General features: G+C 68.4%; 9 protein-coding genes and 1 pseudogene. 3 read left to right on the top strand and 7 right to left on the bottom strand.

Annotated features, from left to right (window positions below):
- The first annotated feature begins 3 nt into the window (after positions 1-3).
- Both ACW173_RS03940 and ACW173_RS03935 read left to right on the top strand, forming a co-directional pair.
- Positions 4-1,236, top strand: a complete 1,233-nt coding sequence (locus ACW173_RS03940; RefSeq protein ID WP_492083572.1) for a hypothetical protein — start codon at positions 4-6, stop codon at positions 1,234-1,236.
- Positions 1,237-1,406: 170 nt separating this feature from the next.
- Positions 1,407-2,783, top strand: coding sequence for a hypothetical protein (locus ACW173_RS03935; RefSeq protein ID WP_492083571.1), 1,377 nt, complete (start codon positions 1,407-1,409; stop codon positions 2,781-2,783).
- Between the two features lie 6 nt (positions 2,784-2,789).
- Here ACW173_RS03935 and ACW173_RS03930 read toward each other — a convergent pair whose 3' ends face one another.
- Both ACW173_RS03930 and mutL read right to left on the bottom strand, forming a co-directional pair.
- Complete coding sequence (locus tag ACW173_RS03930; RefSeq protein WP_492083570.1) at positions 2,790-3,200, bottom strand: VOC family protein; 411 nt, start codon at positions 3,198-3,200, stop codon at positions 2,790-2,792.
- Between the two features lie 48 nt (positions 3,201-3,248).
- A complete protein-coding gene (gene mutL, locus ACW173_RS03925) occupies positions 3,249-5,150 on the bottom strand; it encodes a DNA mismatch repair endonuclease MutL (protein WP_492083569.1) in 1,902 nt (633 codons plus the stop codon).
- 100 nt (positions 5,151-5,250) lie between these two features.
- Here mutL and ACW173_RS03920 point away from each other — a divergent pair.
- A pseudogene (locus ACW173_RS03920) lies at positions 5,251-6,292 on the top strand (TraB/GumN family protein); the annotation flags it as partial.
- A gap of 97 nt (positions 6,293-6,389) precedes the next feature.
- Here the strand turns inward: ACW173_RS03920 and ACW173_RS03915 are convergent.
- From ACW173_RS03915 to ACW173_RS03895, 5 genes are all read right to left on the bottom strand, one after another.
- Positions 6,390-6,962: a DUF3035 domain-containing protein gene (locus ACW173_RS03915; protein WP_492083568.1), complete on the bottom strand. Its 573-nt coding sequence runs from the start codon at positions 6,960-6,962 to the stop codon at positions 6,390-6,392.
- Between the two features lie 125 nt (positions 6,963-7,087).
- Complete coding sequence (lspA, locus tag ACW173_RS03910) at positions 7,088-7,639, bottom strand: signal peptidase II (RefSeq protein WP_492085899.1); 552 nt, start codon at positions 7,637-7,639, stop codon at positions 7,088-7,090.
- Between the two features lie 76 nt (positions 7,640-7,715).
- Complete coding sequence (gene ileS, locus ACW173_RS03905) at positions 7,716-10,625, bottom strand: isoleucine--tRNA ligase (protein WP_492083567.1); 2,910 nt, start codon at positions 10,623-10,625, stop codon at positions 7,716-7,718.
- A gap of 79 nt (positions 10,626-10,704) precedes the next feature.
- Positions 10,705-10,749 carry a hypothetical protein gene (locus ACW173_RS03900; RefSeq protein ID WP_181242883.1) on the bottom strand — a complete coding sequence of 15 codons (45 nt, stop codon included), beginning with the start codon at positions 10,747-10,749 and terminating at the stop codon, positions 10,705-10,707.
- Positions 10,750-10,908: 159 nt separating this feature from the next.
- On the bottom strand, positions 10,909-12,000 hold the full coding sequence (locus tag ACW173_RS03895) for a S1C family serine protease (RefSeq protein WP_492083566.1): 1,092 nt from the start codon (positions 11,998-12,000) through the stop codon (positions 10,909-10,911).
- Positions 12,001-12,187: the final 187 nt, after the last annotated feature.

Below are 12,187 nucleotides of genomic sequence, written 5' to 3'. Positions count from 1 at the left end.
CGCTTGCGACCGTTCATCGCAGGCCATTGGATAACAAGACTTTCTAAAGCTTGGCCGTGGCGAATGGCGCTCATGGCTGGAATGGCGTGTCTACGCATATGCATCGAACACGGCGCGCGCTGGGCGGCCTTGGAGGGAATCTCGCCCGCCAAGATCGACAAGACCGCGTCGGGCTATATCGATCAGCGCTGGCGTTCGCCCCGGCGCCATGGGCGCGTCGCGCCCGGCGCCTACGTCCTGATCGACCCGGTCGCGGAGTTTCTCGACGGCGAGGAAATGCGCCAGATGGCCGCCGAGCTGCAGCTTCGCCTTTTCGGCACCCAGGGGCGGGACGACCTCTGCATGGTGATTTTCGAGGGCGAGGAAGAAGACGTGCTGCGCTTCTCGACCCTGTCGGAAGAGGCGCTGTTGGCCATGCGCGGGGGCGAGCCGCCGCCGCCGGCGGGACGCACGCGGCTGGTCGATCGCGACGGCGTGCGGGAGTTGGCGCCGTGGGGCTCGACGCCTCGCACGGTGACCGAGAAGTCCAACGTCGACGGAGTCGCGCCGATCCGCCTGGGCTGGAGGGCAATCTACAGTCTCGCCACTCAACGGTTCGAAAGCAGCGAGATCCAACCTTATGTCAGGGCCGGCGAGGCCAAACCCCAAGAGGACGCCGATCATCTAGATCGTGACTTGGCGATGCTGGATCGCGCCGTGGCGGCCTTGGAGGGCGATCCAAGCCTGCGGGTCTGGGTCCGCGTGCGCCTGTGGAGCGTCGCGCGCGCCGGTCTGCGCGAGATCTGCCAGGACCGGTTCGCGGCCATCCCCCTGGCGATGCGCGACCGGATCGCGGCGATGGTCTACGACGTGCCGCGCGACCTGCCATTCTCGGCGCTCGCGCCGCTGCGCGATATCGTCGGACACAACTTCGCCCGGGTCGGGCTGCGGGTGAGCGACCCTGGTTTCTATGTCCAGGCCGTTCCGGATGGCCTGGCGCACGCCGTCGTGCTGCAATTGCCTGAGGAGGACGAGAAGATACGTCTCCAGAAGGCTCATCAGTTCCTGTCGGCGCGGGCGCAGTACGTCAGTCGGGGTCTGCGTTTGGGGCTGGGCGGCGTGCGCAGCGCTCGCGAACTGGAGCTGGCGCGGCGGATGGGAGCGCACACGGTAAAAGGACCGCTGGTCAGCGCGCTGTTCGCGACCCCGGTGAGTGAGCAGGAAGTCTCACTGGCGGAGCTGCCGCTACGGACCTGAAGTCCCCGTATCGGGGGTTAACGCGCTCTCAAGGAGAAATGCTTAGAGTTTCTTGGCGTGCCGCTGCGAGCCTTTCAGCGGACGACAATCGAAGCCCTCAGGCCAAAACGTCGCGGATAGATGAGCAGCGCCCTAACCAATTGGCGAGGAATTCTACGCATGTTGCGTGCATGACGGCCATCGCCTGCCTGCGAATCTTGTTTACCGCCGACGGCGAGAGCGCGCCGGGCGATATCCCCAAGCACAAGGCGCAAGGGGTGGCGGACGCGTTTCTGAAGGCCCGCTGGCGCGCGCCGCGCAAATGTGGGGCCGTGGCGCCCCTGGCCTTCGTCGTGGCCGACCACAATGTCGAGCAGCTTGATCCCACCGAGGTGCAGGGCTTGGCCGCCGAGCTGGAAAAGGTCCTGTTCCCCGGCCGCCCGATCGGCCAGATCGCCCTGATGACCTTCGAGGGCGACGAGCAGGCGGTGCTGAAGTTCGCCGCCCTGTCGCAGAAGGCTCTCAAGGGCCTGCTGAACGGCGAGGGCTACAGCGGCGAGCCAGGCCGCGTTCACGTCGTCACCGCCGACTCCATCGAACCGCTGCCAGCCACGCGCGCGGAAGCCAAGGTCCACGCCGAGGAGAAGGCCGCCGCGAAGAAGTCCGGCCTGGCGGCCGCCACCACGATCGCGCGCGAACCGGCGCCGTCCAAGGCCGCCGCCGCGCCGGCGCCGGCCGCTCCCGTGATCGAGCCACCCAAGGCCGAGAAGCCGGTCGAGACCGGCCCGCCCGTCGTCATGCCCGGATCCGCCAAGACCAAGCCGCAGCCGACCCTGGCCGCCAAGCTCGCCGCCAAGGCCGAGGTCCCGCCGCCGCCGGCCGAGACCGGCTGGTGGGGGATCTACGATCTCGCCCAAGGCGCCTTCGTCGGCTCGGCCATCGGCATGCGCGCGGACCTGATCGGGCCGCCGCCGGAAGACGACTCCAAGCTGCTCAAGCGTGACCTGATCGCCCTGACCGACGCGCAAGGCCAGCTCAAGACCGCCTCTTTCGGCGAAATCCACGTGCCGTTCGGTTTCTGGAACCTGACCACGCCCTCGTCGCAGGACGCCTACAAGAGCCGCCTGTCACGCTATCCGCTGGACCAGCAGCCGCGCCTGGTCGCTACGGTCTACGCCACGCCGCGCGAGGCTTCGTTGGGCATGCTGCAGCAGATGCGGGCATTCCTGAAGGGCAGCTTCGCCAGGTTCGACGTAAGGGTCAGCGATCCGACCTTCCCGATCCAGGGGCTGCCGCCCGAACTGGTCGACACCGTCACCCTGGTCCTCAACGGCGAGACCGAACACGACCGCCTGAAGCAGATTCTCAAGTTCGTCGAGCGCAAGGCCGCCTACGCCGCCAAGGACTTCGTCCAGGCCCTGGCCGGCGTGAATTCGTTGGTCGAACTGGAAGCGGCCAAGGCCGGCGGCATCAACCTGGTCCAGGGTCTGGCGGTCACCGAACTGCTGGACGTCCCCGTCGGCGGCCCCGACGGCGCGCCCTTGGCCCTGGCCCAGAACGCCGCCTAACGCGGCCTAGGCTTTCGGCATCTCGAACGTGAAGATCACGCTGTCGGCCGAGCGTTCGCTGGGGCCGTGGAACACCGCCTCGATATTGTTGCCGTCCGGATCGTACAGGAACGCGGCGTAGTAGCCAGGATGATAGGGCCGCTCGCCCGGTCCGCCGTTGTCGCGACCCCCGGCGGCCAGGCCCGCCTGGTGGAAGCGCTCGACAGTGTCGCGGTCCTTGGCCTGGAAGGCCAGGTGGATGTGGGTGGCCGGCTCGCCCTGGTCGATCCAGATCTCGTCGGCGTCCAGGTGGGGGTCGTCCTCGTTGTAGGGAACACCCAGCACGTCGAGCACCGCCCGGTAGAAGCGCTTGGTCGTCTCCAGGTCCTTGGCGCGCAGCTGGATGTGGTCGATCAGTCGGCCGCGATGAACTTCCATGGGAGCACCTCCGGGTTTGGACCCGAACGTCTCGCGGCGCGATAGGTTCTAGCGCCGCCCGAACAGCTTCTCGATGTCGGCCAGCTTCAGTTCCACATAGGTCGGGCGGCCGTGGTTGCACTGGCCCGAGTGGGGCGTGGCTTCCATCTCGCGGAGCAGGGCGTTCATCTCGGCGCCGTTCAGGCGGCGGCCGGCGCGGACGCTGCCGTGGCAGGCCATGGTCGAGCAGACCTCTTCCAGCCGCTCCTTCAGGGCCAGGGCCTGGCCGTTCTCGGCCAGGTCGTCGGCGATGTCGCGGATCAGGGCGGCGGCGTCGGTCTTGCCCAGCAGGGCGGGCGTCTCGCGCACCAGCACCGCGCCGGGGCCGAAGCTCTCGATGACGAGGCCGAGGCTAGCCAGCTCCTCGGACCGGGCGACGACGCGTTCGGCCTCGGCGGGGTCGAGGTCGACCACCTCGGGCAGCAGCAGGGTCTGGCGGGCCACGCCGCCGGCGGCCATCTCGCCCTTCATGCGCTCATAAACGAGGCGCTCGTGGGCGGCGTGCTGGTCGACGATGACCATGCCGTCGCGGGTCTGGGCGACGATGTAGGTCTCGTGCACCTGGGCGCGGGCCGCGCCGAGCGGGAAGTCGACGGGATCGAACGGCGCGGTGGCGGCGGGATAGTCCGGTATCGGACGATCTTCGAAGGCCACCGACGTGTAGGCCTCGCGCACGACTTCAGCCAGTTCGCCGCCGAAGCTGGGCTCGACGCGGGCCGAGACCTCGTTGAGCCCCGGCAGATCCATCGGCCGCTGCGTCGGTGGTGTCCAACCCCCGTCGCGCCAGGCCGAGAAGCCCGCGGGCGACGGGCCCGGCTGATACCCCGGGAACGGGCTCTGCTGGGCGCGGATACTGTCCAGGGCCTGGTTGGCCACGGTGGTCGAGGCGCGGTGGCCGGCGCCGGCCAGGGCGTGGCGCAGGGCGCCGACGATCAGGCCGCGCACCAGGGCTGGGTCGCGGAAACGCACCTCGGCTTTCGCGGGGTGGACGTTGACGTCGACCTCGGTCGGATCGAGCGTCACGTACAGCGCCGCCGTCGGATGGCGATCGCGCGCCAGGAAATCGGCATAGGCGGCGCGCAGGGCGCCTTGCAGCAGCCGGTCGCGCACCGGGCGGCCGTTGACGAACAGATACTGGTGGGCGGCGTTGCCGCGATTGTAGGTCGGCAGCCCCGCGAAACCCGAGAGGCGCACGCCGTCGCGGACCTGGTCGATCTCGATGGCGTTGTCCTGGAAGTCGCGGCCCAGCACGTTGGCCAGGCGCGCCAGGCGTCCCTGTGGCCCCGGATGCTCGGCCGGCAGGCGCAGGATGCGGCGGCCGTCGATGTCCAGCGAGAAGCCGATGCTCTCATTGGCCATGGCCAGACGCTTGATCTCCTCGGTGATCGCCAGGGCCTCGGCGCGCTCGGACTTCATGAACTTCAGGCGCGCGGGGGTGGCGTAGAACAGGTCGCGCACCTCGATGCGCGCCCCGTGCGGGCCGGGGAAGGCGGCCGGCGCGACATCGCCGACCTGGCCGCCCTCGACCAGGATCGAGAAGGCGTCGGCGCCGCCCTTGGCGCGCGAGGAAATCGACAGCCGCGCCACCGAGCCGATCGACGGCAGGGCCTCGCCCCGGAAGCCCATGGTGTGGATGCGCAACAGGTCCCACAGGCCGTCCTCGTCGGGGGCCAGCTTGGAGGTGGCGTGGCGCTCGATGGCCACGGGGAGTTCCTCGGCTGACAGACCGCAGCCGTCGTCGGCCACCAGGATCCGGGTCAGGCCGCCGCCATGGGCCTCGACCTCGATGCGGCTGGCGCCGGCGTCGATGGCGTTGTCGACCAGTTCCTTGATGGCGCTGGCCGGGCGCTCGACCACCTCGCCAGCGGCGATGCGGTTGACGGTCTCGGGCGGCAGGCGGCGGATAGGCATCAGGCGGACTTTCGCGAGGCAGGCCGGTCATCACGACCGACATGACGACTCCTTAAGTTGACCGGGCGAGCGCTGATCGGCCAACGAGGGGTGACGGACGACTTTAGCTCGATTCCGCCGTCGTTCGAGGAACACAGATAGTGACCCTGACCCGTTTCGCCGTCGCCGGCCTGACGCTTTCGTTGTTCTGCGGAGGCGGGGCTCTGGCTCAGGCGCGCAATGAGGTCTCGATCCACCAGACCAGGCCGGTCGACCTGACGCCGGTCGACAGTCAGGCCAACCTCGTCGAGGAGTTGATCGTCAACGCCCGCCTGCCGGGTCCGGCGTGGTGGAAGGTCACCGACGGCGACACCACGGTCTATGTGATGGGCATGCCGGCCTTCGCGCCGAAGAAGCTGGATTTCGACGACTCGGTCCTGCGCCGCCGGCTGGATGGAGCCAATGTGCTGATCCTCGGCCAGGAGCCGGAAGTCCGGATCCTGAGCCTGCTGGGCCTGATCCCCGGCAAGGGCAAACAGTTCGTGATGAGCAAGCCGATGCGCGACACCCTGTCGCCGGACCTCCGCGCGCGGCTGGAGGCGCGGCTGAAGGCTCAGGGCGAGCCGTTGAGCGAATACGACGATCTCAAGCCGGCGCTGGCGGGCTTCGTGGTCGCCAACGACCGGGGCGGCGGCGTCACGATCACCCTGGGCAGCCTGACCGACCGCATCCGCGACCTGGCCAAGAGCAAGGCGGTGGCTATCCAGCCTCGGGTCAAGAAGCTGGACGACTATGACCTGATCGGCATGGTCAAGTCGCTGGCCGAAGCGCCCCAGCCGCTGCAGGAGCTTTGCCTGGACGCCGGCCTCAAGGAGGCCGACAACGGCCTAGCCAGCGTTCGCGAGACCGCCGAGCAGTGGGCCGAGGGGCAGGTGCGCGAGGTCGTCGCGGCCGAGCGCGGTTATCAGCGGTGCCTGGCCTCCACGCCCTGGATCGCCCGCCAGTTCAAGGACGGCCAGGACGACGCCGTCGGCGCCATCACCTCGGCCCTGAAGAAACCTGGAAAGGCCGTGGCCGTGATCGAACTGCGCTCGCTGCTCACCGAGGGCGGCGTGCTGGACCGCCTGCGCGCCAAGGGCTTCACCGTGGCGGCGCCCGAATAAGGCCATGGCGCGCATGCCCGGGAGGCGGCTGAAATAAAAAACGGCCCGGAACCACGAGGCGCCGGGCCGTTTTGAAATCTCAAGAGGAGCGCAGGGCTTAGAGGCCCGGCAGCTTGATGCCGGTCTTCTTGTCGCGGCTGATCACCACGCCACCCGCGCCAACCAGTTTCTTCAGGCGGGCTTCCTCGGCGGCGGCGTCGACTTCCACCGGGGCGTTGGCGCCAGCTTCGGCGGCGGTGGCCACGCTGGTCGTCTTGGCCTGGCCCTTTTTCCAGAACATCACCTTGCTGGCGAAGCTCTCGTCCTTGTGAGCCAGGTCGCCGTTTTCGTCATCGACGACGAAGCGGATCAGCGGATCGGCCTTTTCCGAACCGGCGCGGGACACCAGCAGCTTTTCACCTTCCGAACGGTTCGCGGCGTTGCTCTGGCCGATCAGGGCGGCGCGAGCGGCGCTCTCCGGCTGCAGTTCCTGCGGACGCGGCTCGCCGGGCGCCGGCGGGCGCAGGGCGTAGTCCGGCGGCACGGCCAGCGGGGCCTTGCTGACGACGCGGAACTCGTCGGGAACCACCTTGCTCATGCCCAGGGCCTTCTGGGTCGAGGTGCAGCCGGCCATGCCGATAGCGGCCACGGCGGTCAGGGCGCTCACGGTCGCGACCCGATTGAAACTCATCTAACCATGCTCCAGCGGCCGACCCCCGGCCAAATTTTCGGACGCTCTCGATACGACATCATCGCGCGGGCGCCAATCTCCCACGCGAATGCGGCGTCATTCAGTCTGTCCTTGGCGAACCAAACCTACTCGGTTTGGTCGGCGAGCTTCTTCTCGCCGTACAGGAAACTGTCGAGCAGCAGCAGGGCCACGCCGATCGAGATCCCCGAGTCGGCCACGTTGAACACCCACGGGAAGTACAGCCGCGAGACGTCTATGAAGTCGACGACATAGCCGTACATCACCCGGTCGATCAGGTTGTTGCCGATGGCGCCGCCGATGATCATGCCGACACCGAGGGTCGGCAGCGGCTTGGTCGCCCTGCGAGCCCACCAGGCCAGGCCGATCACGACCAGGATCGAGAAGCCGATCAGCAGCCAGCGGCCCCAGTCGTTGCCCCGCAGCAGGCCAAAGCTCATGCCGTAGTTATGGACCATGGTCAGGTGCAGCGGGCCCAGCAGCGGCAGGGACGAACCCGGCTCGCGGCCCAGCACGGAGAGCACCCACAGCTTGCTGATCTGGTCCAGGACCACGGTGGCGGCGGCGACGGCGTAGGCGGTCCAGCCCAGGCGAGTGATTTTCAAGGCCCTCTCCGTTCTCGCCCTCCCCCTTGATGGGGGAGGGTTGGTGGGGGTGATGCGGCGGTTATCGTAAGCGCGGCCGTCGCCGCGTCACCCCCATCCCCGACCCTTCCCCCATCAAGGGGGAAGGGGGCTATTTCCGCTGCGCGTCCCAGTAGGCCACGGCTTCAGCGTCGCGAAGGCTAAGCTCCGGATAGCGGGCGTCGGTTCCCACCTCCGGCAGGATACGCCACGAGCGGGCGCACTTGGCGCCTTCGGCCAGTTTCGGATCCACCGACACGCCCTTGACCTCGTCGGTCGTGAACGCGCCGCCTTCACCGGCGACCAGGGTCGCGGCTGATGTACGGAACACCTCGGCGGCGTCCAGGCCCTCGAAAGCGGCCAGCAGATCGGGGTCGGCGACGAACACCACCGGCGCGGCCTCCAGCGCCGAGCCGATGCGCTTTTCGCGGCGCTCGACTTCGAGGGCGCCGGTCACCACCGACATCACCGTCTCGACCTTGGCCCAGCGGGCGGCCTCGGCGTCGTTCTTCCATTCCGCCGGCGTCACCGGGATCACCCGCAGGCTGTTGGAGCCGGCGTCGGGGAAGCGCGTCTGCCACGCTTCTTCCATGGTGAAGCTGGTCAGCGGCGACAGCCAGATGGTCAGGCGCTCGAACACATGGTCCAGCACCGTGCGATAGGCCCGGCGACGGATCGCGTCGGGGCGGTCGCAATAGAGGCTGTCCTTGCGGATGTCGAAGAACAGGGTGGAGAGATCCCCCTGGCAGAACTCGATCAGCGGCCGGACCACGTCGCTGAAGCGATAGGCCTCGTAGGCGGCGCGCACGTCGCGATCCAGCTCCCACAGACGGTGCAGGATGTACTTCTCCAGCGGCGGGAAGTCGGCGTAGCTCGTGACCCGCTCGGCCTCGTCGAAGCCGGCCAGGGCGCCCAGCAGGTAGCGCGTGGTGTTGCGCAGCTTGCGATAGGCGTCGGTGGTGGTGGCCAGGATCGTCTTGCCGATCCGCTGGTCCTCCGAATAGTCGACCATCGCCGCCCACAGGCGCAGGATCTCGGCGCCGCTTTCCTTGGTGACCGACTGCGGCTCGACGGTGTTGCCCTTGGACTTGGACATCTTCTCGCCGTTCTCGTCCTGGGTGAACCCGTGGGTGAGAACCGCCTTGTACGGCGCGCGGCCGCGCGAACCGCAGCCTTCGAGCAGGGACGACTGGAACCAGCCGCGATGCTGGTCCGAGCCTTCGAGATAGAGGTCGGCGGGCCAAGCGCTGTCGCCGCGGCCTTCGATCGTGAAGGCGTGGGTGCAGCCCGAGTCGAACCAGACGTCGAGGATGTCGGTGATCTTCTCGTACTGGGCCGGGTCGTGCACGCCCAGGAAGTCGGTGTCGGGACGCGTGAACCAGGCGTCGGCGCCGCCCTCGCGGATGGCGTCCAGGATGCGGGCGTTGACCGCCGGGTCGTTCAGCGGATGGCCGGTGTGCTTGTCCACGAACATGGCCAGGGGCGTGCCCCAGTTGCGTTGGCGGCTGACCAGCCAATCGGGACGCGTCTCGACCATCGCGCCGATGCGGTTGCGGCCGGCGTCGGGGTGGAAGGCGGTGTCGGCGATGGCCTGCACGGCCGTCTCGCGCAGGGTCTTGCCGCCCAGGCTGTCGACCGCGTGGTCCATGCGGATGAACCACTGCGGGGTGTTGCGGAAGATCACCGGGGCCTTGGAGCGCCAGCTGTGCGGATAGCTGTGCTCGACGCGGCCGCGCGCCAGCAGGTTTCCGGCCTCGATCAGCTTGTCCATGACCGCGCCGTTGGCGGCCCCGAACTTGCCGACCTTCTTGCCCTCGGTCTCGATGACCTTCAGGCCGCCGAACATCGGCACGTGGGCGTAATAGGCGCCGTCGGGATCTACGGTGTCGGGGATCTCGCGATGACCGTGGGCCAGCCAGACATTGTAGTCGTCGGCGCCGTGGCCCGGGGCGGTGTGAACGAAGCCGGTGCCGGCGTCGTCGGTCACGTGATCGCCGGCCAGCATCGGCACGGCGTAGCCGTAGTGGCTGTCGAGGTCGGCCAGCGGGTGGGCCAGGACCATGCCTTCGCAGTCGACGGCCTCGACCTTCTTGAAGGCCGCGACCTTGGCCGCCTTCATGACGTCGTCGACGAGCTTCTCGGCCACGATCAGACGATCGCCGACGGCCGACCAGGGGGCGAACTCGAGGTTCTCCTCCAAGGCCGTGACTTCATAGACGGCATACGGGATGTCGGGGTTGTACGAGACGGCGCGGTTGGCCGGGATGGTCCACGGCGTGGTGGTCCAGATCACCAGCTTGGCGCCGACGGCGGCGTCCGAGCCCTCGACAACCGGGAACTTCACCCAGATCGTGGGCGAGACGTGGTCGTGATATTCGATCTCGGCGTCGGCCAGGGCCGTGCGCTCGACCGGGCTCCACATCACCGGCTTGGAGCCGCGATAGAGCTGGCCGGTCGACAGGAACTTGTGGAACTCGGCCACGATCGTGGCTTCCGAGGTGAAGTCCATGGTGGCGTAGCGGTTCCACCAGTCGCCCAGCACGCCCAGGCGCTGGAACTCGGTCTTCTGGGCCTCGATCCAGCCGGCGGCATAGGCGCGGCACTCGCGGCGGAACTCCTCGGCCGGGACCTCGTCCTTGCGGCGGCCCTTGGCGCGGAACTGCTCCTCGATCTTCCACTCGATCGGCAGGCCGTGGCAGTCCCAGCCCGGCACGTAGTCGACGTCGAAGCCCAAAGCAAAGCGCGAGCGGACCACGAAGTCCTTCAGCGTCTTGTTCAGCGCGTGGCCGATGTGGATGGCCCCATTGGCGTAGGGCGGGCCGTCGTGCAGCACGAACAGCGGCGCGCCGTCGGCCTGGCGTTTGGCGCGGACGGCGCCGTACAGACCCTTATCGGAGAGGGCGGCCCAGCCCTCCAGGATCTCGGGTTCCTTCTTGGGCAGCCCCCCGCGCATCGGAAACGGGGTGTCGGGCAGGAAGACGGTTTCGCGATAGTCGCGGGCGGTCGTGGCGTCGTCGGCCATGGAAAGGTGTCCGGCTCTGAAAGGTGTCGGAAGAGAGGGCGGGAAAACCCGGCGCGCGCTGGAAAATCGTCCGGCGGCGTCACGCCGGGCGGATAATTCGCGAAATCTTCCGAACGGAACTCATGGGCCAGCGGGATAGCAGAGAGGGCGAGGTGGCGCCAGTACTTGCCCCCTCCGCGCCTTCGGCGCTCCTCCCCCGGAGGGGGAAGAAGGTCGCGTTTCCCCTTCCGCCCCCTCCGGGGCGGACGACCGCGAAGCGGTCAGGTGGGGGTAAGTGAGTGACTTAAGCCCCCGGCTTGCGCAGCTTCGGGGTCACGGTCACCGTCATCAGCCGCGCGTTGCGGATGATCAGAAACTCGGTCGGTCGGCCGATGCTGTGGTGGTCCAGGGCGCGTAGCAGGTCGTCCAGGCCGGTCAGCACCTGGTTCGCGGCCGCGATCAGCAGGTCGCCTTCCTTGAGCCCGGCCTTGGCCGCCGGGCCACCCAGATCGACGTGGGCCACATAGACCGCATAGGGCTGGTGGACGCCGGTCGCTCGGGCCAGGGCGAGCGGGACCGGGGCCTGCTGGGCGATCAGGCCGATCGAACCGCGCCGTACGTGGCCGTGCTCCAGCAACTCGCCGATCACGAACCTGGCCGTATTGGCCGCCACCGCGAAGCACAGGCCCTGGTAGCCGGCGATGATCGCGGTGGCGATGCCCACGACCTCGCCGGTGGAATTGACCAGGGGTCCGCCGCTGTTGCCGGGATTGAGCGCCGCGTCGGTCTGGATCAGGTCTTCGACCAGCCGGCCGCGTTCCCCCCGCAGGCTGCGACCCAGCGCCGAAACCACGCCGGTGGTCACCGTGGCCTCGAAGCCCAGCGGCGCGCCGATGGCGATGACCAGCTGGCCGCGCCGCAGCTTCTTGGAATCGCCGATCTTGGCCACCGGGATGGCGGCGGCCTGGTCCAGCTTGATGATCGCCAGGTCGGTGTCGGGATCGTCGCCGATGCAGCGGGCGGTGAGGCTGCGCCCCTCGGCGGTGATGACCACGAAGCGGCCGGCGCCCTGGATCACGTGGCTGTTGGTCAGGATCAGCCCGTCCGGACCGATCGCGAAGCCCGAGCCGACGCCCGACATCCGCGGATCCTCCAGCATCGGGTGGATGCGGACCACGCTGGGGCCGACCCGCTCGACCGCCCGGACCACGGCGTTGGAATAGGCGTCCAGCAGATCGCCGTCGGGCAGGGCGCAATAGCCGCCCTCGACCTCGACCGCCTTGCCGGTGTCGAACACGAACTGGGCGCTGTCCGGATAGGCCAGGATCTCGTGATGACGCGTGGTCGCCCCGTGCCGCGCCCGCGCGAACTGCTGGTACTTGCGCCCCTTGAGCATGCGGTCCCCACCCCTGCCGTTCAACAAGGTTAACGGGATGGGGGTTTTGAGGAAACCCCTTCTCCCCTTGCGGGAGAAGGTGTCAGCGAAGCTGACGGATGAGGGGTTGAAAGGCCTGTCCGGATAGCGGAGCGCGACCCCTCACCCGGCCCTGCGGGCCACCCTCTCCCGCAAGGGGAGAGGGAAA

This window comes from Caulobacter sp. ALps2, from assembly GCF_058681635.1.
This window is presented reverse-complemented; position numbering and strand designations above follow the sequence as displayed.

What these genes read in the sequence shown, in the direction of transcription:
- ACW173_RS03935 (WP_492083571.1), top strand. Translation starts at nt 1,407, where the DNA reads ATGACGGCCATCGCCTGCCTGCGAATCTTGTTTACCGCCGACGGCGAG.
- ACW173_RS03930 (WP_492083570.1), bottom strand. Translation starts at nt 3,200, where the DNA reads ATGGAAGTTCATCGCGGCCGACTGATCGACCACATCCAGCTGCGCGCC.
- mutL (WP_492083569.1), bottom strand. Translation starts at nt 5,150, where the DNA reads ATGCCTATCCGCCGCCTGCCGCCCGAGACCGTCAACCGCATCGCCGCT.
- ACW173_RS03915 (WP_492083568.1), bottom strand. Translation starts at nt 6,962, where the DNA reads ATGAGTTTCAATCGGGTCGCGACCGTGAGCGCCCTGACCGCCGTGGCC.
- ileS (WP_492083567.1), bottom strand. Translation starts at nt 10,625, where the DNA reads ATGGCCGACGACGCCACGACCGCCCGCGACTATCGCGAAACCGTCTTC.
- ACW173_RS03895 (WP_492083566.1), bottom strand. Translation starts at nt 12,000, where the DNA reads ATGCTCAAGGGGCGCAAGTACCAGCAGTTCGCGCGGGCGCGGCACGGG.